22 protein-coding genes and 1 riboswitch are annotated in these 25962 nt (G+C 61.4%); of the genes, 13 read left to right on the top strand and 9 right to left on the bottom strand.

All coding sequences use genetic code 11. The features are described 5' to 3' along the window. Positions 1-29: 29 nt before the first annotated feature. Together ACSQ3F_RS13950 and ACSQ3F_RS13945 are read right to left on the bottom strand one after the other, a co-directional pair. A complete protein-coding gene (locus ACSQ3F_RS13950) occupies positions 30-1595 on the bottom strand; it encodes an amino acid permease (protein ID WP_436100762.1) in 1566 nt (521 codons plus the stop codon). A gap of 106 nt (positions 1596-1701) precedes the next feature. Beyond that, the gene (locus tag ACSQ3F_RS13945; protein WP_436100761.1) at positions 1702-2469 is read right to left on the bottom strand and encodes an N-formylglutamate amidohydrolase; all 768 of its coding nucleotides are present in this window, start codon (positions 2467-2469) and stop codon (positions 1702-1704) included. Positions 2470-2630: 161 nt separating this feature from the next. Here ACSQ3F_RS13945 and ACSQ3F_RS13940 point away from each other — a divergent pair, with 161 nt between their 5' ends. The 8 genes from ACSQ3F_RS13940 (at position 2631) to ACSQ3F_RS13905 (ending at position 9928) form a co-directional block, all read left to right on the top strand. Then, positions 2631-3557 (top strand): MurR/RpiR family transcriptional regulator, encoded by a 927-nt coding sequence (locus tag ACSQ3F_RS13940; RefSeq protein WP_436100760.1) that lies wholly within the window; start codon positions 2631-2633, stop codon positions 3555-3557. A 240-nt stretch (positions 3558-3797) separates the two neighbouring features. Continuing rightward, entirely contained in the window at positions 3798-4901 is a 1104-nt protein-coding gene (locus ACSQ3F_RS13935) for an ABC transporter substrate-binding protein (RefSeq protein WP_436100759.1), read from the top strand. 71 nt (positions 4902-4972) lie between these two features. Continuing rightward, positions 4973-5845 carry an ABC transporter permease gene (locus ACSQ3F_RS13930; RefSeq protein WP_436100758.1) on the top strand — a complete coding sequence of 291 codons (873 nt, stop codon included), beginning with the start codon at positions 4973-4975 and terminating at the stop codon, positions 5843-5845. Further along, positions 5842-6630, top strand: coding sequence for an ABC transporter permease (locus ACSQ3F_RS13925; protein WP_436100757.1), 789 nt, complete (start codon positions 5842-5844; stop codon positions 6628-6630). The genes ACSQ3F_RS13930 and ACSQ3F_RS13925 overlap by 4 nt, the downstream gene beginning before the upstream one ends. A 14-nt stretch (positions 6631-6644) precedes the next feature. After that, the gene (locus ACSQ3F_RS13920; RefSeq protein ID WP_436100756.1) at positions 6645-7706 is read left to right on the top strand and encodes an ABC transporter ATP-binding protein; all 1062 of its coding nucleotides are present in this window, start codon (positions 6645-6647) and stop codon (positions 7704-7706) included. Between the two features lie 121 nt (positions 7707-7827). Then, a riboswitch (FMN riboswitch) is annotated at positions 7828-7994 on the top strand. Positions 7995-8089: 95 nt separating this feature from the next. Then, a complete protein-coding gene (locus ACSQ3F_RS13915) occupies positions 8090-8563 on the top strand; it encodes a 6,7-dimethyl-8-ribityllumazine synthase (RefSeq protein ID WP_436100755.1) in 474 nt (157 codons plus the stop codon). Positions 8564-8741: 178 nt separating this feature from the next. Next, a complete protein-coding gene (locus ACSQ3F_RS13910) occupies positions 8742-9536 on the top strand; it encodes a hypothetical protein (RefSeq protein WP_436100754.1) in 795 nt (264 codons plus the stop codon). Then, the gene (locus ACSQ3F_RS13905) at positions 9533-9928 is read left to right on the top strand and encodes a hypothetical protein (RefSeq protein ID WP_436100753.1); all 396 of its coding nucleotides are present in this window, start codon (positions 9533-9535) and stop codon (positions 9926-9928) included. The genes ACSQ3F_RS13910 and ACSQ3F_RS13905 overlap by 4 nt, the downstream gene beginning before the upstream one ends. A 25-nt stretch (positions 9929-9953) precedes the next feature. Here the strand turns inward: ACSQ3F_RS13905 and ACSQ3F_RS13900 are convergent, their stop codons facing one another. From ACSQ3F_RS13900 to ACSQ3F_RS13875, 6 genes are all read right to left on the bottom strand, one after another. Continuing rightward, the gene (locus ACSQ3F_RS13900) at positions 9954-11615 is read right to left on the bottom strand and encodes a urocanate hydratase (RefSeq protein WP_436100752.1); all 1662 of its coding nucleotides are present in this window, start codon (positions 11613-11615) and stop codon (positions 9954-9956) included. A 103-nt stretch (positions 11616-11718) separates the two neighbouring features. Next, on the bottom strand, positions 11719-12048 hold the full coding sequence (locus ACSQ3F_RS13895) for a TfoX/Sxy family protein (RefSeq protein WP_436100751.1): 330 nt from the start codon (positions 12046-12048) through the stop codon (positions 11719-11721). 12 nt (positions 12049-12060) lie between these two features. Beyond that, a complete protein-coding gene (locus ACSQ3F_RS13890; RefSeq protein WP_436100750.1) occupies positions 12061-13158 on the bottom strand; it encodes a DUF917 domain-containing protein in 1098 nt (365 codons plus the stop codon). After that, entirely contained in the window at positions 13158-14417 is a 1260-nt protein-coding gene (locus ACSQ3F_RS13885; RefSeq protein ID WP_436102151.1) for a Zn-dependent hydrolase, read from the bottom strand. Before ACSQ3F_RS13885 ends, ACSQ3F_RS13890 begins: the two co-directional genes overlap by 1 nt. An 8-nt stretch (positions 14418-14425) precedes the next feature. Next, positions 14426-15805 carry a dihydroorotase gene (locus tag ACSQ3F_RS13880; protein WP_436100749.1) on the bottom strand — a complete coding sequence of 460 codons (1380 nt, stop codon included), beginning with the start codon at positions 15803-15805 and terminating at the stop codon, positions 14426-14428. Positions 15806-15820: 15 nt separating this feature from the next. Further along, complete coding sequence (locus tag ACSQ3F_RS13875; RefSeq protein WP_436100748.1) at positions 15821-17359, bottom strand: aromatic amino acid lyase; 1539 nt, start codon at positions 17357-17359, stop codon at positions 15821-15823. Between the two features lie 140 nt (positions 17360-17499). Between ACSQ3F_RS13875 and ACSQ3F_RS13870 the strand changes: the two genes are divergently transcribed. After that, positions 17500-18708 carry a LysR family transcriptional regulator gene (locus ACSQ3F_RS13870; RefSeq protein WP_436100747.1) on the top strand — a complete coding sequence of 403 codons (1209 nt, stop codon included), beginning with the start codon at positions 17500-17502 and terminating at the stop codon, positions 18706-18708. A gap of 50 nt (positions 18709-18758) precedes the next feature. Here the strand turns inward: ACSQ3F_RS13870 and ACSQ3F_RS13865 are convergent, their stop codons facing one another. Next, positions 18759-19730: a GlxA family transcriptional regulator gene (locus ACSQ3F_RS13865; protein ID WP_436100746.1), complete on the bottom strand. Its 972-nt coding sequence runs from the start codon at positions 19728-19730 to the stop codon at positions 18759-18761. A gap of 110 nt (positions 19731-19840) precedes the next feature. On the opposite strand from ACSQ3F_RS13865, the gene ACSQ3F_RS13860 reads away from it, so the two are divergent. The 4 genes from ACSQ3F_RS13860 to ACSQ3F_RS13845 all read left to right on the top strand — a co-directional run bounded on the left by ACSQ3F_RS13860 (position 19841) and on the right by ACSQ3F_RS13845 (position 25962). Continuing rightward, positions 19841-20743: a 3-keto-5-aminohexanoate cleavage protein gene (locus ACSQ3F_RS13860; RefSeq protein WP_436100745.1), complete on the top strand. Its 903-nt coding sequence runs from the start codon at positions 19841-19843 to the stop codon at positions 20741-20743. Positions 20744-20951: 208 nt separating this feature from the next. Further along, entirely contained in the window at positions 20952-22442 is a 1491-nt protein-coding gene (locus tag ACSQ3F_RS13855) for a carnitine 3-dehydrogenase (protein ID WP_436100744.1), read from the top strand. A 99-nt stretch (positions 22443-22541) separates the two neighbouring features. Next, positions 22542-23702: an acyl-CoA dehydrogenase family protein gene (locus ACSQ3F_RS13850; RefSeq protein WP_436100743.1), complete on the top strand. Its 1161-nt coding sequence runs from the start codon at positions 22542-22544 to the stop codon at positions 23700-23702. Positions 23703-23904: 202 nt separating this feature from the next. Further along, entirely contained in the window at positions 23905-25962 is a 2058-nt protein-coding gene (locus ACSQ3F_RS13845) for an acetate--CoA ligase family protein (protein WP_436100742.1), read from the top strand.

Raw genomic sequence — 25962 nt, 5'->3', positions numbered from 1 at the left:
CGCCGGCCCAGGTCTTGATCTGTCAACGATCAGGCTTCGCCCACTGCCTTTTCGGCAACGAGGATGTCGGCCTTGCGCTTTTCGATCATGTCGCCGATCGGCGGTCCCTGGAAGCGCCTGGCTTCAAAGGCGAACCAGATGACGACTGCCAGCACGATGAAGCCGAGCGTGACGGCAAACACCTTGTCATTCGGGGGCTGGATAGCGATGTAAATGATGATGAGCATACCGATGGCGGCAAGCACGGAGACCAGCTTGTAAACGCCAGCACCCAAATCCCAGGGACCTGCTGCGGGCCATTTCGACGTGCCGAAGGCGAAGATGCCGAGCACGATCGGAAAAATGAACGACAGGAACAGGAAAATCAGGGTGGCGTTGACCACCGTCACGTAGAGGCTGGCCTCGCCGACCGAGATGAACAGCGCACCCCAGACGAAAAGCACCTCGAGAATACCAGCCGTCCAGATCGCCGTGACCGGCGTGCGGTGCTTCGGGCTGACCGAGGACAGCGCCTTGGAACCAACCGGAAGACCCTTGTCACGCGAGAAAGCGAAGATCATGCGTGATGCCGACGTGACCGTGGCAAGGCCGCAGAGGAACTGCGCGATGAAGATCGCGATGAAGAGGACGGTGACCAGCCATGCAGGCATGATCGTGTTGACCGTATAGAAGAACACGTTCCAGCCCTGCTTTGCACCTTCCGTCATATCCGGAATGGCGATGACGAAGGCGCTCAGCATGATCCAGCCCGCCAGCGACGACCAGACGACCGAAGATACCATCGAGCGCGGAACCGAATGGGCCGCTTTCTTGGTTTCCTCGGAAGTATGCGCGGAAGCATCATACCCGGTGATGGTGTAGATCGGAAGCAGAAGCCCGAGGCCGAAAATGTACCACATACTTTCGGATTGCGGCCAGACGTTACCGCCGATCTCGCCCGAATTGTTGGTGAACGTCCAAAGACGGCTGATTTCCCAGGTGGGTGCGAAATACAGGCAGGCGATCGTCAGAACGGCTGCCGTCACCAGGATCAGAGAGCCTGAAAAATCGGTCAGCTTGGCCGTGAGGCTGATGCCGAAATGGTTGATCACGACCTGCACGAGCGTGAAGCCCGCGACAAGCAGAACCTGCGTTCCCGGCGAAACTAGGCCGTCCTCGCCGAGCAGACCGAGTTGCGCGCCGAAGGTGCCGCCGAGAAACAGCGCCGTGCCGATGTTGATCGCGCCCAGAACAGTAATCAGCCCGAGGAGGTTGAGCCATGCCGTCAGCCAGCCGGTGAAGCGGTTTCCCAGAATGGACGACCAATGATACAGACCACCGGCAGTCGGATAGGCCGAGGCGATCTGAGCCATGCCCAACGCAAAGAAACCTGAGATGATGCACCCGACCGGCCAGCCGATGCCGATGGCAGCACCGCCCACGCCGGATGTTGCCTGCGCCAGTGAGTTGATGCCGCCGGACAGGATGCAGATGATCGAAAACGAAATTGCGAAGTTCGAGAAGGAGCTCATGCTCCGTTCAAGCTCTTGGGCATAGCCCATGGAATGCAGCACGCCTACGTCGTGCTTTTTGTCTGTCTCTGTATAGTCTGACATGTTTTTCCCCTGTATCGACCAGCCTCCGGCGGTATTGCCGGACGGCTGAAGTTTCCATGGAAGCCCATGGACCAGTCTCCGCGGACATGCCGCTCCCCAGGTCTTTTTATAACGACAGTGACGCCAGGCTTTCGCCCAGCAGGCCCGTCAGATAATCGGCCATGACCTTTTGGCCGACTTCATCCCGAACGAGATCGTTGCGGATCTCAATCATTACGTTGAGCAGGCCATTCTTCAAGCCATGCTCGATCAATGTATGCGTCACGCCATCGACCGGCCCATAAGGCTCGTTGCGGCGGACATCGTAGCGTTTGGTTTTCTCGGCCGCCGCCAGCATACAGGCGGCCAGCCTCTTGTCCGTATCGTGCAGGATACCAACTTCAACGTCGCGCTGCCTGCCGTGATAAACGGGCGTGAAACTGTGCATCGTGACCAGCACCGGCGGTCGGCCGTTCGCTTTGCGTGCCGCGATGAAATCCGCGAGTTCGTCCCGGAAGGGGACGTAGAGCGCCTCCGTCCTAGTTACGCGTTCAGCCGCGGAAATTGCAGCATTGCCCGGTATCTCGAAGACTTCGCTAACGGGCGGCATGGCGGCTTCCGCCTCCGGCGGGCGATTGCAATCGTACACCAGGCGAGAAAAACGCTGGTAAATCAGCGCAGCATCAAGGCCTTTCACCAGGAGCTGGGACACCGCAAGGGCACCCGGGTCCCAGGCGATGTGACTGGAAAGGGCCTCGGGCGATAGACCGAGCGTCCCCATTTTTTCCGGAAGACGGCGCGACGCGTGCTCGCAGACCAGCAGAACCGGGCTCAGCGCCTCCGGATTTTCCACTGCGACAGGCGCACCATCCGCCTCTGTCAAAAGCCCCATCAAATGCGATTTCCTTTTCAGTTGCCGTCAGAACTGAAAGCCATACCCGGGAAAAGGGCGTGCAAGCATTCGTTAATGAAAAGAATTCTTCACGATTTTACCCATGTCAATCGAAAACTGAAACGATCTCTTCAAAAAACCCATTGACTCGAATTGTGACAGCGATGTTTACTCTGTCACAAAGCTGGCAAAGACCAGCTAGGGGATCGATTTTGACAAGCTCTGAAGGCACTGTGACGGTGTCGGATGTGATCAACGCCCATTTCTCCGTGCTGACGCGCGCGGAGAAGCAGTTGGCGGCGACGCTTCTCGACAATTATCCGGTTTCCGGACTCGGCAGCATCACGACTGTTGCCGAGAACGCAGGCGTGTCGACACCGACCGTTGCCCGGATGGTGCAGAAGATCGGCTTCCGCGGTTTTCCCGATTTCCAGTCACGGCTTCATCAGGAACTGGAGGCGACGATCTCCAATCCGATCAGCAAGCACGACCGCTGGGCGGCAAATGCGCCGGGCACGCATATCCTCAATCGTTTCGCCGACGCGACGATGAACAACATGCGCGCCACCCTCGCCCAGCTCGAAACGGCAGAGTTCGATGGCGCGGCCGCGATGATTGCCGACCGCAAGCGCAATATCTATCTGGTTGGCGGCCGCATCACCGGCGCGCTGGCCGATTATTTCTTTACGCACCTGCAGGTCATCCGCTCCGGTGTGACCCAGATCGCCACCAATTCCAGTTCCTGGCCGCACTACGTGCTCGACATGAAAAAGGGCGACATCCTGATCATGTTCGATATCCGCCGTTACGAGCAGGAGATGGAAACGCTGGCGCGCATCGCCCGCGAGCGCGGCGTCGAAATCATTCTCTTCACCGACCAGTGGAGCTCTCCGATTGCCAAGTCGGCTCGGCGTGTTTTCCGCATCCAGATCGAAGCACCGTCCGCCTGGGACAGCTCGGTCGTCATTCTTTTTGCCGTCGAGGCGCTGATAGAGGCCGTGCAGAGTTCCATCTGGAACGAGACGCGCGACCGGATGAAAACACTCGAGGGCCTGTTCGATTCAACACGGCTTTTTCGCAAGCCGCTTTAAAAGGAGCACCAAACAGCGAGGCGACGCCGGACCTAGAGAAGGATGTCGCGAACCGCAATTCAACAGTGGTATAATTGCCGCCTGCATCCAGGCGGTTTCAAATTTTGAAAATAAAATGAAGGTGTTCTGGCTGCGAATGTCTTGTCGCAAAGGAGACACCACCTGTCACATAAGCTTCATCGCACCCCAGTATCAGCTTCCATCGAAGCTGCCTGATATAACCACAAGAGGAGAAGACCAGTGATTTCACATATGCGCCGCCTGCTTTCGCTTTCGACCGCCATGGTCATGGCATCGACCGCCATCGCCGCTGCCGAGCCGAGCGCCGAACTGATTGCCGCTGCCAAGGCAGACGGCACGCTGACCACGATCGCCCTGCCCCACGACTGGTGCGGCTACGGCGGCGTTATCGCAGGCTTCAAGGCCAAGTACGGCCTGACCGTCAACGAACTCAACCCGGACGCCGGTTCGGGCGATGAAATCGAAGCCATCAAGGCCAACAAGGACAACAAGGGCGACCAGGCTCCCGACGTCATCGACGTCGGGCTCTCCTTCGGCCCGTCCGCCAAGGCCGACAAGTTGATCCAGCCTTACAAGGTCGAAACCTGGGACACGATCCCGGACACCGCCAAGGACGCTGAAGGCTACTGGTACGGCGACTATTACGGCGTCATGGCCTTCGAAGTGAACAAGGACCTCGTCAAGGAAAGCCCGAAGGACTGGGCCGACCTCTTGAAGCCGGAATTCGCCAACATGGTTGCCCTTGCCGGTGATCCGCGCACGTCAAGCCAGGCCATCTCCGGCGTATTCGCAGCCGGCCTTTCGGCTGCTGGCGGCGACGTCGCCAAGTCTGGTGAGGCTGGCCTTGGCTTCTTCAAGGAATTGAACTCCAAGGGTAACTTCGTCCCGGTCATCGGCAAGTCCGCTCCGCTCGCCCAGGGCACGACCCCGATCATCCTGCGCTGGGACTACAACGCGCTTGCCGACCGTGACACGCTTGCCGGCAACCCGCCGGTCGACGTCGTCATCCCGGCTTCCGGCGTTATTGCCGGTGTCTACGTTCAGGCGATCTCGGCCTATGCCCCGCATCCGAACGCTGCCAAGCTCTGGATGGAGTACCTCTATTCCGACGAAGGTCAGCTCGGCTGGCTGAAGGGCTATTGCCACCCGATCCGCTTCAACGATCTCGCCAAGAACGGCAAGATCCCGCAGGACCTGCTCGACAAGCTGCCGCCGGCCGCTGCCTATGAAAAGGCCGTGTTCCCGACGCTTGAAGAACAGGGAGCCTACAAGGAAGTCATCACCAAGGGCTGGGACACCGTCGTCGGCGCGAACGTGCAGTAAGACTGTCGCATCAAGGCCTTCCCGCGGCTGCGCGGGAAGGCTATTTTTCAATTTTCACAAACGGTTTCCGGATGAGAGCGAAAAAGGCCATTGATTTGAAGAAGACGGCCATCGATTGGCTTGGCATCACACCTTTCCTGCTTTTTGCAGTGATGTTCCTGATCGCCCCGACGCTCTATCTGGTCACCGGAGCGTTCCTCAATCCGGCCGGCGAATTCACCTTCGACAACATCGGAGGCCTCTTCACCGACAAGATTCTCGCTTCCTATTGGATTTCGATAAAGGTCAGCCTGGCATCCTCCCTGGGCGGCGCGCTCATCGGCTTTTTCCTCGCCTGGGCCGTCGTGCTCGGCGGCGTGCCCTCCTGGATCCGCTCCTCGCTTCTGACCTTCTCCGGTGTCGCCTCCAATTTCGCCGGCGTGCCGCTCGCCTTCGCCTTTCTGGCGACGCTGGGCCGCACCGGTCTCGTGACCATACTGCTTCGCGACTGGTTCGGCATCAATCTCTATGCCACCGGCTTCAATCTGTTGAGTTTCATCGGCCTGACGATCACCTACATGTATTTCCAGATCCCGCTGATGGTGCTGATCATCACGCCGGCGCTGGACGGCCTGAAGAAGGAATGGCGGGAAGCTGCAGAAATCCTCGGCGCGACCAATACCCAGTACTGGATGAAGGTCGCCCTGCCGATCCTGTTCCCCAGCATCCTTGGCACGACGCTGCTTCTCTTCGCCAACGCCTTCGGGGCCATCGCCACCGCCTATTCGCTGACCGGTTCGACCTTCAACATCGTGCCGATCCAGCTCTATGCGCAGATCCGCGGCGACGTTCTGCACAACCCGAACCTCGGCTATGCGCTGGCGCTCGGCATGATCGTCATCACCGGCATTTCCAACCTCATCTATATCTGGCTCCGCATGCGCGCCGAACGGTGGCAGAAATGAAGACACAGAAAATCGGCGCCTGGATCGCTATCCTTTTCGGCGCCTCCTATTTCATCATCCCTTTGATCGCCACGTTCGAATTCTCACTGCGCATGCGCCGCGGCGAATATTCCTTCGACGCCTATCGCTCGGTATTCTCGGACGTCCAGTTCCGCGAATCCTTCAGCTACTCGATCGTGATGGCGATCCTCACCATCATCTTCGGCATATTGCTGGTGGTACCGACCGCCTACTGGGTACGCCTGCGCCTGCCGCAGATGCGGCCGGTGGTCGAATTCGTTACCCTGATGCCGCTGGTCATCCCGGCGATCGTCATCGTCTTCGGCTATCTGAGGCTCTACAATTCGTCGTCCTACATCCCCTTCACGGGCTCGGCGCGCGGCACCGACGCGCTTCTGATGTTCTCGTTCATGACGCTGTCGCTGCCCTATATGTATCGCTCGGTCGATACCGCCATGCGCACCATCGACGTCGGCACGCTGACGGAAGCAGCCCAGAGTCTGGGCGCATCCTGGCCGACCATCATGTTCAAATGCATTTTCCCCAATGTCATGAGCGGCGTTCTTTCCGGCGCCTTCATTACCTTTGCCATCGTCATCGGCGAATTCACCATGCCGTCGCTGCTCAACCGCCCGGCCTTCGGCCCCTATCTGCAGCTAATCGGCGCCAACCGCGCCTATGAGCCGCCGGCGCTGGCGATCATCGCCTTTGCCATCACCTGGCTCTCGATGGCGCTGTTGCAGCTCGCCTCCCGTTTCAACAAATCGGCTCCTCCCAAGCCCTGAGGTATTGATCGTCCATGTCCTTTCTCAAACTTACCGGCATTCAGAAGAGCTTCGGTCCCGTCCAGGTCGTCAAGGATTTCGACATGGCGATCGACAAGGGAGAATTCGTCTCCTTTCTCGGTCCGTCGGGCTGCGGCAAGACGACAATTCTCAGAATGATCGCCGGCTTCGAAGCGCCGTCGGCGGGAACGGTTGTCATCAACGACCGCAACCAGAACGAACTGAAGCCGAACCAGCGCAATATCGGCATGGTCTTCCAGGCCTATGCGCTGTTCCCGAACATGACCGTGCACGATAACGTCGCCTTCGGTCTGAAGATCGCCGGCATGGACAAGGCGGCCGTCAACGCGCGCGTCAAGGAAATGCTGGGGCTCATCCATCTCGGCCACCTTGCCGACCGCTTTCCCTATCAGATGTCCGGCGGCCAGCAGCAGCGCGTGGCGCTTGCCCGGGCCCTTGCGCCGAAACCGCAGGTGCTTTTGCTCGACGAGCCGCTATCGGCCCTCGACGCCAAGATCCGCGTCTCCCTGCGCGAAGAAATCCGGATGATCCAGCAGCAACTCGGCATCACCACCGTCTTCGTCACGCACGACCAGGAAGAGGCCCTGTCGATCTCCGACCGCATCGTCGTCATGAACGCCGGCCGCGCCGACCAGATCGGCACGCCGTTCGACATCTACAACAAGCCGGCAACGCGCTTCGTCGCCTCCTTCGTCGGCACCTTGAACCTGATCGAAGGCACGGTCGTCGATCCCGCGGCAAATCGCATCGCGATCGGCGATCAGGGCGTCACGCTGCGCGAGCCTCTCGGCCCGGTCAAGGCCGGCGACACGGTTTCGCTGGCGCTGCGGCCCGAAGCGGGCTCGATCGCCGAGGGTGCAAAGGGTGACACGGCGCTGACCGGTGAAGTCGTTTCCAGCAACTTCCTCGGCTCCGTCATCCGCACCCGCATGAAGGTCGGCGAGGCCGTGATTTCCTTCGACATGTTCAATGCACCAGGCCTCAACCCGCCGGCCGTCGGCGACGTCGTCACGCTGCGCTTCACGGCGAGCGATCTTTTGATCATTCGCGAATAGCTTGCCCGCCAGAAAAATATGTTGGTGACGGCAGGTCTTGTGGAAAAATCTGTCGCCTTTTTCTTGGCGGGCGTCGCATCGCGCATTTGACGCTCGTTTGCCGATCTCTATAGTCGGTCTCGCACGTTCTCAGGGCGGGGTGAAACTCCCCACCGGCGGTAACGGGGAGAAATTCCCGGAGCCCGCGAGCGCTTCATACGAACGTATGCCCGTATACGCGCATGAAGGTCAGCAGATCCGGTTGAATTCCGGAGCCGACGGTTAAAGTCCGGATGAAAGAGAGCAAGCAGATCAGGGGCCCCTTTCCAAGGGGTCACCGCGCCTGCGTGTTCGCCCAAGGGGATCATTGAAAAATGGCTCAACCCTTGAAAGGCCAGACTGACATGACAATCGCTTCCCACCCCACCCAGAAAATCGCCATCATCCGCGCGCGCTGGCACGCCGATATCGTCGATCAATGCGTCAATTCCTTCGTCTCCCATTGGGAAAAGCTCGGCGGCAAGGCCTCGGACGTCGAGATTTTCGACGTGCCCGGCGCGCTCGAAATCCCGCTGCATGCGCAGACGCTCGCCAAAACCGGCCGTTTCTCGGCTATCGTCGGCTCGGCCTTCGTCGTCGACGGCGGCATCTACCGCCACGATTTCGTCGCAGGCACGGTTCTCGACGGCATGATGCGGGTGCAGCTCGACACCGGTGTGCCCGTCCTGTCCACCGTACTCACGCCGCACAATTTCCAGGAATCGGAAGCCCATATCCGCTTCTTCCGCGACCATTTCGTCGTCAAGGGCGTGGAAGCCGCCAATGCCTGCTCGCAGATCCTGCAGGCGCGCGCCCAGCTGGCGCTCGTAAACGCCTGATTGCGGGCGGCGCGGCATCTGCAACGGATGCCGCGCCGTAACCAGTCCTCTGGCGAGTTCCAAGACCGCGACATGATCGCCTACACACTTCAACTAAACGCACTCTGACGACCAAGCAGATGGACGGCAGCGACGGTGTGAGGAGGCCGCCATTCGTTCTGATACGAACTATCTCCCAATGAGCAAAGATGCCACTATTTTAAGAAATAATTCCTTTGACGTGGCGGTTGCACGATGGATAATTGCTCACTCTTACGAACTGCAGGAAGCAGAATATCAAATGAGGGATGACGTAGCGCCAACTTTGGGAATCGGGTTCTACTCCGCCAGCGATGCTGCCCGGTTGTTGAGCGTTCCTGTGCGCAATGTGCGGCGCTGGCTCGGCGGGTATAACTATCGGCATGAAGGCGAGACACTGCATGTAGAACCATTGTGGCAGCCACAATTGCCCCGCTATGACGACCATATCGAACTCGGATTTCGTGACTTAATCGAGTTGCGTTTTGTGCACGCGTTCGTCGAAGCCGGACTTGGCCTCAAGACAATCCGGCATTGCTTGGAATACGCCAGAGCTTGCGTGAATGATGACAGGCCATTTTCGACACGTCGCTTCAGGACTGATGGTAGAACCATCTTTTTAGAAAGTGCCAGTGCGTCTGGCGATGAAAACCTTCTCGATCTAAAAAAGAAGCAATATACCATCAAGGCCGTAATTGAACGTACATTCAAAGACTTGGACACCGATAACGAGTCAGTGAGCAGGTGGCGGCCCCATAAGGGCAAAGCTTCAATAATAATCGATCCAGAGCTTGTTTTCGGCCAACCTACAACGGCAAAATATAACGTACCAACCGTCGCGCTGGCTCAGGCAGTTAAAGCCGAAGGCTCGGAAAAAGCGGTTTCGCAGCTATTTGAAGTGCCAATTTCCGTTGTCAGAGACGCGGTAGCATTCGAGGAATCGCTGGCCGCGTGAAAGTCCTATTCGATCACAATCTTTCGCCAAGACTGGCGAGAAGTTTGCAAGCTCTCATGGGGGATGAACATGAGATTGTGGCATTAAAGGACAAATTCCGCCCCACGATTAAAGATGTTGAGTTAATTGCAGAACTCACCAGCCAGGGCGGCTGGATCTTCATTTCAGGTGATCGCCGCATAACGCGAAACAAAGCAGAAAAGCGCGCCTTTCAGAATTCTAGAGTTGTCGGCATGTTCTTGTCTGCCGGACTTTATAAAGCCCCGGTGCTCAAGCAAGCTGAGCGTCTAATCGCGTTATGGCCGGCTATCGAAACAATCGCTTTAAACGTCAGCGGAGGGTCGATGTTCGAACTTCCTATGAAGTCGTCAAAGCTTGCAGTTCTCAAATGAGAACACTCTCCCTCACGTCATCGCCTCACCCCACCGCCACATACCCAATGCCCTTCTTGCCGATCTCGTCAATCGACTCCTCATACCCGGCATCCGCATACCGGATGACACCCAGCGACGTATCATTCGTCAGCGCGTGGCTCAGCCTCTCCGCTCCGCTCTCCGTGCCATCGGCCACCACGGTCACGCCGCAGCTCGTCATATATCCGGCATAGCCGCCGCCGCCGGAGTGGACGACGACGAGGTCGGCCATGGAGGAGCAGAGCAGCATCGCGTCGATGAGCGGCCAGTCGGCGATGGCGTCGGAGCCGTCCTTCATGCGCTCGGTCATGATATTTGGATGCGCCATCGCACCGGCATCGAGATGATCCCGCGAGAAGGCGATCGGGCCTTTGAGTTCGCCGGATGCGACCAGCGCGTTGACGGCGAGTGCCAGTTCGGTGCGTTCGCCATGGCCGAGCCAGGCGATGCGGGCGGGCAGGCCTTCAAAGGGCACGTTTTCCCGCGCCAGCCGGATCCAGTTGGTGACGATCTTGTTGTCCGGGAACATCGTGAGCAGCAGGTCGTCGATGCGGGCGATGTCGCTCTCCTCGCCCGACAGCGCCATCCAGCGGAAGGGCCCGATGGCGCGGGCAAACAGCGGCCTGAGATAGGCCTCGGTGAAGATGCGGATATCGAAGGCATTGGCAACGCCCCCCTCTCGCGCCTGGGTACGGATCAGGTTGCCGTTGTCGAAGACTTCTGCGCCCTTCGCCTGAAACTCCAGCATCGCCTTGACATGATCGACGATCGAGGCGCGGCTGGCGGCCATCAGCTGCCCCTGCCCCTCAACGCGCAGCCGTTTCACTTCTTCGATGCTCATGCCCTTCGGTACATAGCCATAGACCAGGTCATGGGCCGAGGTCTGGTCGGTGACGATATCGGGCACGATGCCGCGCTTGGCGATTTCCGGATAGAGCGCCGCTGCATTGCCGACGAGGCCGATGGAGGTAGCGCGCTTTTCCTTGACGGCTTGATCGATCATCGCGAGCGCCGTATCGAGATCCGGCGCGACATGTTCGAGATAGCCGATGTCTTTTCGTTTTTCGGCGCGCACGGGATCGATGTCGATGCAGAGGATCGCAGCCCCCGCCATGCGGCCGGCGAGCGGCTGCGCCCCGCCCATGCCGCCGAGACCGGCGGTCAGGATGAAGCGTCCGGCGAGATCGCCGCCAAAGCGGTTTTCGGCGATCCGCATGAAGATTTCATAGGTGCCCTGGATGACGCCCTGGCTGCCGATATATTGCCAGGCGCCGGCGGTCAGACCGCCCCAGCAGATCAGCCCCTGCCTCTCCAGTTCATAGAACACCTCGGCCTTCGCCCATTGGCCGACAATGTTGCAATTGGCCATGATCACGAGCGGCGCCTTGGCATGGGTCTTCAAGAGCCCCACCGGCTTGCCGGACTGGATCAGCAGCGTCTGGTCCTCGTCCATCTCGATCAGCGCCTTGACGATCGCCTTGTGGGAGGCCCAGTTGCGCGCGGCCTTGCCGAGTGCAGCGTAGACGATCAGATTGTCCGGGTCCTCGCCGACCGAAAGCACGTTTTCCAAGAGCCGCAGCAGCGCCTCCTGCCGCCAGCCCTTGGCGCGCAGAACCGGGCCACCGGGAATGGGGAAGTTCGGGTGACGGGGATTGGCTTTGGGCATTGTGGTCTTTCCATCTTCTTATCTGCGATCGCATCCCTGCCCCCCTCGCACCGCTCCCGTAGAGCGAGTTAGCGCAAGGAGGAGGTACGGCACCGTTTGTCGTTCACTTCGGCGGCAGCGAGAGAACATAGGCGAGTGCCGCATCGAGCAGGCGCTTGCGCAGTGCGTCATCGCCGAAAGCCGCGGGGCCTGCGCGCACCCAACCGTTCATCGGACGGTCACCCATCACCATGAGCTCGATGCCGGCAAGCGCCAGCGCCCAGCCATCATTGCCCTTGCCGAGGCGCACCAGCATGCCGTCGTTGCGCGCGCCGCAAAGAAGATTGCCGTCGAGGAGAAAGGCAAGGCCACCGAACATCGGCTTCTCGGAAAGCCCCGGCCTTTCACCAAGCTCCTGCCTGATCAGTTCCTCAAGACCGAGGTCGCGCGACATGGCTCGTTCTCCTTATATCCGGCCGGACAAAGCGTAGCTTGCGATGTCAATCCCCATCGCCTTCTCGACCGACGGATAGACCGACGGATCAAGCACGCTGGAGGCGAGCGGGATCACTGTCTTCGGCACGTGCAGCACGAAGATCTTCATGCCCACCTGCAACTGGCCGACGCTCAATGGCTCGCCTTCGGGCGACAGCGTCGTGATCACGTCCGGAAAGGTGGCAAGCCGCGCGCCGGCGGCATTCTCCACCGCCATGTATTCGTTCATGACGTGGAGTACCGTAGAGTCATCGCCCTTCCCCAGAGTCACCGTGCCGATGTCGAAGGCTTCCTTGGTGTAGACGACGGATTTGTCGGTAATCGTCCCCTCCGCGAGGATCGCGCCGTTCGTCGTCTTGACGATCGCGTCGACGATGGCACCTCCACCCCTGCCTTCCGCAGCGATGATCGCCTCCCCCAGAGTCAGGGCGAGCGAGATGCCGCCGAGCGCCGCATTGGCCTTGACGTAGGATGCGCGCACCGGATTGCGGGCCGACGCGATGAAGCCGCCCGACATATCCGAAGCTGTACGCAGGATCGGCGAAACCTTGGCCGTCGCGCCGCGCACGACAAGCTCGATGTAGCGGTTTTCCTCGCGGTTGCCGCCGACAGCCGTCTGGATCATCGGCTCGGGCGAGCCGGCAAGGCCGATCGAGCCCATGTCGCCGGTCGGATGCGCGCGGATGTCGCCGACGGCATCCACGACCTTCGTGCCGAGAATAGCCGACGGCAGCCAGCCGTTCAGCGTCGACGACTTGCCGTTCTGGCCGACGATCAGCCCGGCGATCTTTTCGCCCAGCGCTTCCTGCAGCAGTTGCACCGCCTTGACGTAATCGACACCGCGCATTTCCCAGGGTGTGGTCGAGGCCGGCGCGCCGATCGCAGCGGCTGTCGCCACCCAGTCATTCGCATCGAGCTCATTGATCGAAACCAGCTCGGGCTTGCCGATCGACACCGCCGCATAGCCGAGCATCCGCCCATGATGCGCCCATCCGCCGCCACCGGCCGCATAGACCGAGCCGCCCTTGACCGCCGCCTCGACGTCTTTTTCGGTGAGTATACGGCCCATCAGCGCTCTCCCTGTAAATCCGCGTCGAGTTTCCTGACGGCCTCGAACAGCGCCGCCGTGCCGAGTGCGATGTCGTCATTGTCGGCCCATTCGTCCGGCGTGTGCGACCGGCCTTCCCGGCAGGCGATGAAGATCATCGCCGCCTTCGAAATCCGCGCCATCCAAGCGGTGTCATGCCCGGCGCCGGAAGCCATGCGGCGATGTTTGGCGCCGACCCGTTCACAAGCCTCCTCCAGATTGCGCAGCACGAGCGGATCGGCGGGCGTCGGAAAATTGTCGGAGATCAGTTTCGGCGAGGCGATCGACACGCCGGTATCGCGCTGGACATCGACGGCAAGCTGGTCGATCTCGGCAATGAAGCGCTCCATGTCGGGACGCAGTTCCGCCCGCGCATCGATCAGCAGCCGGGCTCGGGAGGGCACGACATTGGCCGCATTCGGCTCGATCGAAAATTCGCCGACCGTCGCGGTGAAATGCCCCTCGCCCTTGGAAAATTCAGTCCCGAGGCGCTCGACGTCGCCGACCATTCTGGCCGCGGCCGTCAGCGCGTCGCGTCTGCGGGCCATCGGCGTCGTGCCGGCATGATCGGCCTGGCCTTCGAACAGGATTTCGATCCGGGTAATCCCGGCAATCGCCGTGACGATACCCACATCGCAGCGTTCGCCTTCGAGCACCGGCCCCTGTTCGATATGCAGTTCCAGAAAGGCCTTGATGTCCGATCGTTTCTGCTGGGCCAGCCGAGACGGGTCGCCGCCGGCATCGATCATGCCCTGGCGCAGCGTCAATTCCCCCTGAGTCCGGCTGAGCCATCCATCAGGGATCAGCCCCGCCATGCCGCGGCTGCCGATGCAGGAAACGCCGAAGATCGACACTTCCTCGGCCAGGAAGTCGACGACCTCCAGATCGTGATCGAGCCGGATGCCGGCATCATTCAGCGCCTGCAAAACTTCGAGCGCTGCTGCCACGCCGGCGATACCATCGAACCGTCCGCCCTCCGGCACCGTGTCGGAATGCGAGCCGAGCATGATCGTGCCGAGACCGGACTTGCGACCCTTGCGGCGGCCGATCAGGTTTCCCGACGCATCGATCCGGGTTTCGAGACCGGCGGCCTTGAAGCGCTGCTCCAGAAAGGCGCGGCCTTCCAGAAAACGAGGCGTGAAGGCTCGCCGCGTATACGGCCGGTCCGGGTCGGTGATCCGCGCCAGCCCCTTGATGATATCGGCGATGCGGCGGGCATCCACCGGAAGATTGGTTTCGATCGCAGTCATCAGACGCCCTCGCGCAGCGGGAGGCTCGGTAACGGCCGGACGAACTGGCCAGCACCCGGCCCGGCCAACACTGTTTTTCCGTCGAAAACGCAGGTGCCGCGATTGTAGGTGGCGGCCACACGCCATGGCAGCCGAATGCCGTTATAGGGCGACCAGCCGACGACATTGTTGCCGCCTGCGGCTGCGTCGTAGGTGTAGGGCTCCGGCGTCAGAACGGCGATATCGGCGTCCTTGCCGAGTTCGAGCGCACCCTTGCGGTGATCGAGACGGAAATGCCGGGCCGGATTGAGCGACATCAGTTCGGCCGCACGGGTCAGCGGAATGCCGCGCTCCAGCGCGCCCTTGACGAACAGCGGGATCATCACCTCGAGCCCCGGCACTCCGGAGGCATTGGCCAGCATGTCCGGATTGGTCTTGCGGTTTTCCGACCAGCTGACGTGATCGGTCGAGACCAGCGTCACGCTGCCGTCAGCCACATGCCGCCAGAGCTTTTCCACCTCGGCGCGCGGCCGGATCGGCGGATTGATCTTCGCCTTGCCGCCGAGCCGTTTTACATCGTTCTCCTCGTCGAGAACGAGATAGTGGATGCAGCATTCGATGGTGGCGCGGTATCCTTGCGCCCGATAGGCGGCGGCGATCTCGTAGCCGCGGCCGACCGAGCAATGCACCACATGGGCCGGGCAGCCGGTCGCTGCACCCGTCTCGTAGATCTGGTTGGTGGCCAGCAGCTCGGTCAGCGGCGGACGCGAAAGGCCATGCGCCCGGTAATCGGTGATACCTGCCGCCTTGACCTTGTCGATCGCCGCCCGCACCGCTTCGTCATCTTCGTTGTGGACGCCGGCTGCCAATCCGGTCGGCGCGATGGCGCGAAAACAGTCTTCGAGAAGACCGGCCGGGATGCGCGGAAAACGCTTTGGATCGGTGCCGAAGGTCGAGAACTTGAAGGCCGCGACGCCAGCCGCAACCATTTCGCCGATCCTCGCCGGGCCTTCCTCCGGGTCAATCGTTCCGTAGAGTGCAAAGTCGACGCGCGCCTGCGGGCTGGCGTGATCAATCTTCCGCTTCACCGCCTCAGCCGAGCAGACGAGGTTGCCCTCGTCATAGGGCATGTCGACGATCGTCGTGACGCCACCGGCGGCGGCGGAGCGCGTCGACCAGATGAAATCCTCCTGATCCTTCTGGCTGAGCGAATGCACCTGCGCATCGATGGCACCGGGCAGGATAAGCGCTTGCCCAAGATCATGACGTTCGCGCGCGGCAGGCATCGCGCCTTGCCCGACAGAGGCGATCTTGCCATCGCGCACAGCCACATGCCCGCCCTCGACGAGGCGATCGGGGAGAACCACTGTGCCCTTCAGAACCAGATCGAAATCAGACATCTGCGCTTCCCTTCGTCATTGGCCGAGCGCGAAGAAATCATCGAATTCAGGCATCGGAGCCGCAGCGACCAGCGCGAGCAGCAAATCCTCGGATGCAAATACTTCGTGAAGAGCCTCGATCTCCTTTGAGAGCGGCCGGTCCTTCAGGTAGATCGGGCTCAGCGCCCGGACGCACTCATAGGCGATCTGCGTCACGCCTTGGGGCTTGTCACCGAGCAGATCGATCGCCTGTGCCGACAGCAGCGCCTCGATCGCCGCCATCTGGCGCAGATCACGCACCTGCATCTCCATGCGCTCGACGATGAGCGGCAGGAAGGTCGCTTCCTCTTCGAGACCGCCGGCGACGACGATCGACTGCGCCGACAGCGGCACCGCCATCGACTGGACGCGCATATAGAGCTCGACCACCAGTTTCATCAGCGGCCCAAGCCCGCTCGCCACCTCACCGGGAGCAACCAGATTGATCGGCAGGTTTCGCCGCACGCCGTTCGAGAGCAGGATGCAGCGGTTCAGCATATTGCGCGCCACATGGGAAAAGGCGATCTGCGCCGTCTCGATATAGAGCGTGGTCGTCAGCGGCAGCGAAGCGCCCGACGCGTGGACCTGACCGCCGAGCACCACCGGATTGTCGTCGGACAGATAGGTCGCATCGACCAGCCGTTCGGCCGCGACAAGAAGCGTATCCACAGCAGCACCGAACACCTGCGCGGTCATGCGCAAGCTGAGCGGATCGTGGATCGCCGTCGGGAGCGGCCAATCGACGACATTGGATTGGCCGTAAAGCCAGGAGCCGACCAGCGCTTCGCCACGCGTCGCGAGCGCCGCCGCGACCCGCCATGGATCGGCGGAGGCCCCCAATGACAAGGATGACATCAGGCCCGTCGCCATCGAAACCCGGACGGCGGAGGCTGCCTCGCGCAGGACATCGGCCGCAGCGGCAAAGGCCGTCGCGTTGACGCTCAGCGAAGCCAGTGCGTCACGCGGCTGCATGACGAAGGGCTCGAGCTCGGCGCGACGCAGGGCCTCGGCGGCGGGCAGCAACTCACCACGGAAAAATGCCTCGCCAGTGCCGGTCAAAACGGAAGCCACCTGCCCCATCAGGCCGATATCGGCACAACCGATCGAACCGTGGCGATGGACTGCGGGCACGACGCCACGCTCCAGCAGGCCAAGGAACGCCTTGACGAGATCGACGCTGCAGCCGGTGTGGCCGCCAAGCGCGGTATTGATGCGGATGGCGATGGCCTTGCGGACGATGGGCTGAGAAAACAGCTCGCCGGTGCCGAAATGGTGGGCCTTGACGAGCGCGACGTTGAATTCCGTGAGATCATCAACCGTCCACAGACGGTCCTTCATCGAGCCAACGCCGGTGTTTGCGCCATAGACCGGCAAGCCTATGGCGAGGCGGTCGGCGATAACCGTATGTGCGGACTTGACTCGCGCGAAAGACTGCTCGGCCACCGTCGGCACATAGAGGCCCGAACCGATCTTCTCCAGCGCGGAGAAGTCGAGCGGATTGCCAGTCAGGGCAATGGTTTTCACCGATGCATGCATGCTTTGACCCACGTTTGATGCCGCACATGCTATGCCCAATCTCCCCGATTGTGATATATCCCAAAAACGGAACACGAGATATTCATTTCGGATCATCCCATCTTTGTCCCGCCTCCGCCTTTGCAAGGATGAAAGAGATCATGGATACCGCCACGCTTGCCCTTGTTCATGCGATCCTTGAAGAGCGAGGAATTCGCCGGGCCGCGAAGGCCGGTGGCCGGCCGGTGGCAAGCGTCAGCGCCGCGCTCAAGCGTTTCGAAGCCGCCATCGCAGTACCGCTCGTCAGGCGCGAAGGCGGCAATCTCGTGCCGACGCTGGAGGCACAAAGCCGGCAGGCCGATCTCGCGGCGGCGAACCGCGCCGTGCAATGGCTTCTATCGCCTGGCACCGTCGCACCATCGACCGTCGTGCCTTCGATCAGCCTGGCCGCGCTCGATCGCTTCGTCACCGTCGCGCGCAGCGGCAGCATTCGTGGTGCTGCGAAGATAGCGGGCACCGGCCAGCCGCAATTGACCCGGCAGATGGCCGATCTCGAGCGTGACCTCGGCTATGATCTGTTGATCCGCTCCCCGTCGGGCATCGCCTGCACGCCAGAGGGCCTGGCGGCGATTCCGATCGCCGAAAGCCTGCTCGATATCTGGCGGCGACTTTCGCGCGCGTCCGACGACCGGTTCCGCCGAACGGCCGCGACATGGCGTTTCGGCTCGGTCATGCCGCTCGGCCCGGAAAGCGAGATCGCCCGCATGCTGGCGGCCCTGACCGCCGAATGGCACCGCACCCGCCCGCGCCAGCCGCTTTTCATCTCCAGCACCACCGCAGACGAGTTGATCGCCGGCTTGAAGAGCCGCCGGTTCGACGTGGTGCTGCTCGACCTCGAAACCTTCCCGACCGAGTTTGAGGGCCAACTCGTTTCCCGCACGCCATTGGCGTTGGCCGGACACCCCTCGCTGTTCGCCAAACACGGCGAGGATTTCCGCGGGCTGCTTCAAGCCAACCCGATCGCCGTTCCCAGCCTGAAGAGCGGCCTTCGCCAACAGGCGGAGCATTTCATCGGCGAAACTTTGGGCGAGCAGGAACGAAACCGGCTGACGGTGACCGAGGTCGATTCCATTCCCGTCATCCTCAATCTGGTGATGAACCACGGATATCTTTCAATGCTTCCAGAAAGCTCTACCGCGCGCGTCAGAAACGCCCCGGCGATGCGCAGGCTGGGACCCGGCTATATGCAAAATCTCTCACTCGCCTGGCAGAAAAATGCCCTATCGCGCCAAGCCGGCGAGGCCATGCTGACGATGATGTCGGCGCCTACCCTTGATTCAGAATTTTCAAGCCACTCGCCAATGCCCTGATTCGACTCGCAAATCCATCGCAGTTTGAATCGGTGCATGAACAGATTGAATCAGTTCTTGAGCTTCAGCCGCCTGCGTGTCTCACTCGGGCTTTCGCGATAATGGGCGCGGTAGCTGCGTGAAAAGGCGGAAGACGAATTGAAGCCGGTGGCGGCGGCTATATCGGCGAAATCGGCCCGTGTCTCGATGACCTTGCGCCGCGCCGCATTCAGCCTCAGCGCCAGATAATGTGCATGCGGGGCGACGCCCATCGTCTCCTGGAACAGGTCCTGCAGATGACGCGCGCTGACCCCGGCCCGTCGGGCGAGGCGCGTCAGCGTCAGCGGCGCATCGACCGTCTCCTCCATCAGCTTGACGGCCGTGCCAACGCGCGCGTCGAGGATGCGCATATTGCCGATCGCCGGCACTTGGAGGAGGTCGCCGCGCGTGCGCTCCTGCTCGTAGATGAACAGCCGCGACACCTCCAGCGCCAGCGAGTAGCTGTGCTGGCGGCGGATCAGTTCCAGCATAAGGTCGAGCGTCGGCAGCGACCCGCCCGTGGTGATACGCTTACCGTCGATGACGAAGCGCTCGCGCACCATGGTGATCTGCGGATAGGCGGCGGTGAAATCCTCGAAATCCTCCCAGTGGGTGGTCGCCGAAAAATTGTCGAGCAGGCTGGTTTCGGCGAGCATCCAGGACCCCGATTCGATGCCGGCCATCACCTCGCGATAACGCGCCGTCTGGGAAAGCTGCATGCGCAGATGCGAAGTCGTATAGGCCTGCCAGTTGTAGCTCGACAGGACAAAAAGCGGTGCAGTTTCCTTCTGTGGCCGGAAAGGCCGTGCGACCGGGATAGGAATGCCGCTCTTGGTTTCGATCGCCTTTCCGTCCGGGCTGAAGATGTCCCAGTCGTAGAGCGCCTTTCCGGCAATGCGGTTTGCGGCGCGCAAGGGCTCGATCACCGACGCGACGAGGATCAGATTGGTCTCCGGCAACACGAGCAGATCGATATGCTGGGTCTCGTCCTTCGGCACAAGCATTCGTCTCACCCCCGCTCTAATTCTGGAAATGTATAACATGTATCCGAAAAGGGAAAGCAACGCACTCATTCTTGGCTCGTAATGCACGACAAGAACAAGGGGAGGCTTTTATGCCACTGAGCATGAACCGCGACGTTTTCATCACCTGTGCCGTGACCGGGTCCGGCGACACCGTTTCCAAATCATCACATGTGCCGATCACGCCGAAGCAGATCGCCGATGCCGCGATCGAGGCAGCCAAGGCGGGTGCTACCATTGCACATTGCCATGTGCGCGACCCGGAAACCGGAGCTGCCGCCCGCCGCCTCGACCTCTACAAGGAAGTGACCGACCGCATCCGCTCGGCCGATGTCGACGTGGTGCTGAACCTCACCGCCGGCATGGGCGGCGACCTGATTTTCGGCAATGTCGAAAGCCCGCTGCCGCTCAATCCGCAGGGCACCGACATGGCCGGCGCCACCGAGCGTGTCGCCCACGTCGCCGAATGCCAGCCGGAAATCTGCACGCTCGACTGCGGCACAATGAACTTCTCGCTCGGCGATTACGTCATGACCAATACGCCCTCGATGCTGCGCGAAATGGCCCGCCAGATGACGGCGCTTGGCGTGCGGCCCGAAATCGAAGCCTTCGACACCGGCCATCTCTGGTTCGCCAAGCAGCTCGTCGAGGAAGGCCTGATCGAGGATCCGGTTCTCATCCAGCTCTGCATGGGCATTCCGTGGGGCGCGCCCGACGACCTCAACACCTTCATGGCGATGGTCAACAACGTGCCGAACAACTGGACCTTCTCCGCCTTCTCGATCGGCCGCAACGCACTCGCCTACCCGGCAGCAGCGGTCCTTGCCGGCGGCAATGTCCGCGTCGGCCTCGAAGACAATCTCTATATCGGCAAGGGCCAGCTCGCCACCAACGGCCAGCTCGTCGAAAAGGCCGTGACCGTCATCGAGGGCATGGGCGCGCGGGTGATCGGACCGGCGGAAGTGCGAGAGAAGCTGAAGCTGACGAAAAGATAAAGGCCCCCCCAACCCTCCCCACGAGGGGGAGGGCTTAACTTGCCGAACCTGTCGAGGACCACTGCGATGACGGAGGTAAGGGAACGGCAAAGGAAACGGTCAATAGACATGATGCGCAGATCGTGAGCCCCCAACCCCTCCCCCTTGTGGGGAGGGTGGCCCGCAGGGCCGGGAGGGGTTTTCGCCGCGAACACGGGAAAGAATGTACATGACCAAAATCACCAAGGCAGCCTGCATCGGCGGCGGCGTTATCGGCGGGGCCTGGGCTGCGCGTTTCATTCTGGCCGGCGTCGACGTCAACATGTTCGATCCGCATCCGGAAGCAAAACGCATCATCGGCGAAGTCATGGCCAATGCAGAAAAGGCCTATGCCATGCTCACCATGGCGCCGCTCCCGAAAAAGGGCACGCTCACCTTCTGCAACAGCTTGCAAGAGGCGGTGCAAGGCGCTGAATGGATTCAGGAAAGCGTGCCCGAACGGCTGGAGCTGAAGCGCGGCGTTCTTACCCAGATCGACGCCGCCGCCTCCCCGGACGCGCTGATCGGTTCCTCCACCTCCGGCCTGATGCCATCCGATCTGCAGGTCGAGATGAAGAACCCTGAGCGCATGTTCGTGGCGCATCCCTATAACCCGGTCTACCTCTTGCCGCTGGTCGAACTCGTCGGCGGCAAGAAGACCACGAAGGAAACCATCGCCCGCGCCTGCGTCGCCGTCGAACAGATCGGCATGAAGGGCGTCGTCATCGCCAAGGAGATCGAAGCCTTCGTCGGCGATCGCCTGCTCGAAGCGCTGTGGCGCGAAGCCCTCTGGCTGATCCAAGACGATATTTGCGATACCGAAACGCTCGACAACGTCATGCGCTATTCCTTCGGCATGCGCTGGGCGCAGATGGGCCTGTTCGAAACCTACCGCATCGCCGGCGGCGAAGCCGGCATGCGCCACTTCCTCGCCCAGTTCGGCCCCTGCCTGAAATGGCCGTGGACGAAATTCACCGACGTCGTCGACCTGACCGACGAACTGGTCGAAAAGATCGGCCACCAGTCCGACGATCAGGCAGCAGGCCGCTCGATCCGCGAACTGGAACGCATCCGCGATGAAAACCTCGTCGGCATCATGCATGCGCTGAAGAGCGGCGACGGCGGCAAGGGCTGGGGTGCAGGCAAGCTGCTTGCCGAGTTCGAACAGCGCCTGTGGGCCGACGCCGAAAAGCCGCAGACCGATCTCGGCGACGCCCAACCGATCCGCATCCTCGACACCAAGGTCAATGCCGCCTGGGTCGACTATAACGGCCACATGACCGAACACCGCTACCTGCAGGTCTTCGGCGACACATCCGACGGCCTGCTCCGTCTGATCGGCGTCGATCTGGACTACGTCAAGAGCGGCCACAGCTACTACACGGTCGAGACCCATATCCGGAACCTTGGTGAAGCCAAGCTTGGCGACGCGCTTTACTCGACCTGCCAGATCCTGTCGCACGATGAAAAGCGCCTGCACATCTTCTCGACGATCTACAACGCGGCATCCAACGAGCCTGTCGCCACCGCCGAGCAGATGCTGCTGCATGTGGATTCGAAGGCGAGCAAGGCCGTTCCGGCGCTGCCCGAAGTCATTGGCAAGGTGAAGGCGATTGCGGAAGCGCATGCCGGCTTGCCGAAGCCGGAGGGGGTTGGAAGGTCGGTCGGACAGAAGCGTTAAGCCGACAAATTACGGAGGGTTACCCCCCTCTGTCCCTATCGGGACAGAGGGGGGTGGCGCCGCACGGCGCACACGAGGAATTAGACGGAGGAATTTGAGATGGATTTCGCACTGACCGAAGAACAGCAGATGATCGTCGATACCGTGCGCGGCTTCGTCGAAACCGAAATCTATCCGCACGAGAACGAGGTCGAACGCACCGGTTTCGTGCCGCGCGAACTCGGTCAGGAGATCGCGGCCAAGTGCAAGGAGCTCGGCTTCTTCGCCTGCAACATGCCCGAGGAGGTCGGCGGCGCTGGTCTCGATCACCAGACCTTCACGCTGGTCGAGCGCGAACTCGGCCGCGGCTCGATGGCCCTCACCGTGTTTTTCGGCCGCCCATCCGGTATCCTGATGGCCTGCAATGAGGAGCAGCGCCAGAAATATCTGATCCCCGCCGTTACCGGCGAAAAATTCGACGCGCTCGCGATGACCGAGCCGGATGCCGGTTCCGACGTGCGCGGCATGAAGTGTTTTGCCCTTCAGGATGGCGACGACTGGATCGTCAACGGCACCAAGCACTTCATCAGCCATGCCGACATCGCCGATTTCGTCATCGTCTTCATCGCCACCGGCGAAGAGGAAACACCGCGCGGCCCGAAAAAGAAGATCACCTGTTTCCTCGTCGATCGCGGCACACCGGGTTTTGAAATCCGCGATGGCTACAATTCCGTATCACATCGTGGCTACAAGAATTGCATCCTGACCTTCGACGATTGCCGCCTGCCCTCGTCGCAGATTCTCGGCGAGGTCCACAAGGGCTTCGACATCGCCAATGACTGGCTCTACGCTACGCGTCTGACGGTGGCTGCGACCTCGGTCGGCCGAGCCCGGCGGGCCTTCGACTACGCCCTCTCCTATGCGGCCGAGCGCAAGCAGTTCGGCAAGCCGATCGGCGCCAACCAGGGCGTCTCCTTCAAGCTCGCCGACATGATCACCGACATCGACGCCGCCGACCTCTTGACACTGTCGGCCGCCTGGCGCCTCGACCAGGGCCTGCCGTCGAACCGTGAGATCGCCTCGGCCAAGGTCTTTGCCACCGAAATGCTCGCCCGCGTCACCGACGAAGCGATCCAGATCTATGGCGGCATGGGGCTGATGGACGACCTTCCGCTTGCCCGCTTCTGGCGCGACGCCCGCGTCGAGCGCATCTGGGACGGCACCTCTGAAATCCAGCGGCACATCATCAGCCGCGACCTGCTGCGGCCGTTGGGGGCGTGATTGTGATGATATTCGTCGAGACAAAGACCCCTCCCCAACCCCTCCCCACAAGGGGGAGGGACTTGCCCGTGGCAACCGCCCAACACAAACGATCTCCCATCGACGCGATAAGTTTTTGGGAGCCGGAAGTCGTGCGGCAGAGTAAGCCCCTCCCCCTTGTGGGGAGGGGTTGGGGAGGGGTTTTCCCAAAAGGACGGCACGCATGACCGCCCGATCCCTCACTCGACTGATCCGGCCCAAATCCATTGCTGTCTTCGGTGGCAAGGAAGCACGCCGGGTCATCGAGCAATGCGACAAGATGGGGTTCACGGGCGATATCTGGCCCGTCCACCCCCGGGAGAACGAAATCTTCGGCCGCCGGTGCTACCGCTCCGTGGCCGAACTTCCCGCCGCGCCGGATGCGTCCTTCGTCGGCGTCAACCGCCAGTTGAGCATCGAGATCATCCGCGACCTCTCCGCCCGCGGCGCCGGCGGCGCCATCTGCTACGCTTCGGGCTTCCGCGAGGCCGTCAGCGAGCTTGCCGACGGCAACGACCTGCAGGATGCGCTGGTCGCCGCTGCAGGTAGGATGCCGGTCGTCGGGCCGAACTGCTACGGCTTCATCAACGCCCTCGATGGCGCCTTGCTCTGGCCGGATCAGCACGGCATGCAGCGTATCGACAAGGGCGTCGCCGTCCTCACCCAGTCCTCGAACATCGCCTGCAACATCTCCATGCAGAGGCGCGGCCTGCCGCTCGCCTATATCATGACGGCCGGAAACCAGGCGCAAACCGGCCTTTCGGAACTCGCCATCGCGGCGCTGGAAGATCCACGCGTCACCGCCGTCGGCCTCCACATCGAAGGCTTCGACAGCATTGAGGCGCTGCAGCGGCTGGCCACCCGAGCGCGAGAACTCAAGAAGCCGGTCGTCACGCTGAAGGTTGGCAAATCGGAACAGGCGCAGCTTGCGACCGTCTCGCACACGGCCTCGCTTGCCGGCAACGATGTCGTCTCCGGCGCGCTGCTCGAACGCCTCGGCATCGGCCGCGTCGATACTTTGCCGGAATTGCTCGAAACGCTGAAACTGTTGCACCTTCACCCGCCACTGAAAAACCTCGATATTTCATCGATGAGCTGTTCGGGCGGCGAGGCATCGCTGATGGCCGATGCCGGCGTGAGGCGCAAGACCGTGTTTCGCGCCCTGAAAAACGAACAGCACCAGCCGCTGCGCGAAAGTCTCGGCGAGATGGTCACCATCGCCAATCCGCTCGACTATCACACCTTCGTCTGGGGCAATCTGGAGAAGCAGACGACGGCCTTTTCCGCGATGATGAAGGGCGATTATGCGCTGAACCTCATTGTTCTCGACTTCCCCCGTCAGGACCGCTGCGACGCCGCGGACTGGAACACCACCTGCGAGGCCGTCATCGCCTCGGCCAAGGCGACCGGCGCCGTCGCCGGCATCGTGGCGAGCCTCGGCGAAAACATGCCGGAAGACACGGCCCTGTCGCTGATGGCAGCAGGCGTCGTCCCCTTCTCGGGCATCGACGAAGCGCTGGCCGCCGCCGAAATCTCGGCCGGCATCGGCACGGCTTGGGCGACCGCGGCCCCGGCACCGCTCCTGTCTGCGCCCCCCTCCGATGGGGAGATCGTCACGATCAGCGAAAATGAGGCAAAGGCCGAACTGGCAAAGTTCGGCCTCGTCGTTCCGATGGGCAAGGTTGCGATCACCGCAGCCGAGGCCGCCGACGCGGCCGAAACGCTCGGCTTTCCGGTTGTTCTCAAGGGCCTCGGCGTCGCCCACAAGACCGAGGCCGGCGCCGTCAAGCTCAATCTGCCTGATCGGCAATCGGTCCTTGAAGCGGCAGACGCCATGAAGAACGTCGCAACCGGCTATCTCGTCGAAAAAATGATCGAAAAACCCGTCGCGGAAATCATCATCGGCGCGTTGCGTGATCCCGTTGCCGGCCTGGTGCTCACCATCGGTGCGGGCGGGATTCTGGTGGAATTGCTGGACGATTCCGTGATTTTGACCTTGCCGACGACGCCGGAAGCGATCGCTGAGGCAATTTCCGGTCTGAAAATCAGAAAACTGCTCGATGGCTATCGTGGCGGCCCGAAAGGCGACGTCGCGGCGCTGGTGGCGGCTGTCGCTGCCGTGGCATCCTATGTCGTTTCAAACGCCGCACAGCTCGAAGAACTGGATATCAATCCTATCATGGTGCTGCCGCAAGGGTCTGGAACCGTTGCCGCCGACGCCTTGATCCGTCGAAGGAAATGA

It is taken from the genome of Pararhizobium sp. LjRoot238 (assembly GCF_964252955.1).
Lineage (GTDB): Bacteria > Pseudomonadota > Alphaproteobacteria > Rhizobiales > Rhizobiaceae > Pararhizobium.
Note: the sequence above shows the minus strand (reverse complement) of the source record. Positions and strands in the feature narration are given on the sequence as shown.

Coding starts and splice junctions, on each gene's coding strand:
- ACSQ3F_RS13950 (WP_436100762.1), bottom strand. CDS start 1,595: ATGTCAGACTATACAGAGACAGACAAAAAGCACGACGTAGGCGTGCTG.
- ACSQ3F_RS13940 (WP_436100760.1), top strand. CDS start 2,631: ATGTTTACTCTGTCACAAAGCTGGCAAAGACCAGCTAGGGGATCGATT.
- ACSQ3F_RS13930 (WP_436100758.1), top strand. CDS start 4,973: ATGAGAGCGAAAAAGGCCATTGATTTGAAGAAGACGGCCATCGATTGG.
- ACSQ3F_RS13925 (WP_436100757.1), top strand. CDS start 5,842: ATGAAGACACAGAAAATCGGCGCCTGGATCGCTATCCTTTTCGGCGCC.
- ACSQ3F_RS13920 (WP_436100756.1), top strand. CDS start 6,645: ATGTCCTTTCTCAAACTTACCGGCATTCAGAAGAGCTTCGGTCCCGTC.
- ACSQ3F_RS13915 (WP_436100755.1), top strand. CDS start 8,090: ATGACAATCGCTTCCCACCCCACCCAGAAAATCGCCATCATCCGCGCG.
- ACSQ3F_RS13910 (WP_436100754.1), top strand. CDS start 8,742: ATGAGCAAAGATGCCACTATTTTAAGAAATAATTCCTTTGACGTGGCG.
- ACSQ3F_RS13900 (WP_436100752.1), bottom strand. CDS start 11,615: ATGCCCAAAGCCAATCCCCGTCACCCGAACTTCCCCATTCCCGGTGGC.
- ACSQ3F_RS13895 (WP_436100751.1), bottom strand. CDS start 12,048: ATGTCGCGCGACCTCGGTCTTGAGGAACTGATCAGGCAGGAGCTTGGT.
- ACSQ3F_RS13890 (WP_436100750.1), bottom strand. CDS start 13,158: ATGGGCCGTATACTCACCGAAAAAGACGTCGAGGCGGCGGTCAAGGGC.
- ACSQ3F_RS13880 (WP_436100749.1), bottom strand. CDS start 15,805: ATGTCTGATTTCGATCTGGTTCTGAAGGGCACAGTGGTTCTCCCCGAT.
- ACSQ3F_RS13875 (WP_436100748.1), bottom strand. CDS start 17,359: ATGCATGCATCGGTGAAAACCATTGCCCTGACTGGCAATCCGCTCGAC.
- ACSQ3F_RS13870 (WP_436100747.1), top strand. CDS start 17,500: ATGGATACCGCCACGCTTGCCCTTGTTCATGCGATCCTTGAAGAGCGA.
- ACSQ3F_RS13865 (WP_436100746.1), bottom strand. CDS start 19,730: ATGCTTGTGCCGAAGGACGAGACCCAGCATATCGATCTGCTCGTGTTG.
- ACSQ3F_RS13860 (WP_436100745.1), top strand. CDS start 19,841: ATGCCACTGAGCATGAACCGCGACGTTTTCATCACCTGTGCCGTGACC.
- ACSQ3F_RS13855 (WP_436100744.1), top strand. CDS start 20,952: ATGACCAAAATCACCAAGGCAGCCTGCATCGGCGGCGGCGTTATCGGC.
- ACSQ3F_RS13850 (WP_436100743.1), top strand. CDS start 22,542: ATGGATTTCGCACTGACCGAAGAACAGCAGATGATCGTCGATACCGTG.
- ACSQ3F_RS13845 (WP_436100742.1), top strand. CDS start 23,905: ATGACCGCCCGATCCCTCACTCGACTGATCCGGCCCAAATCCATTGCT.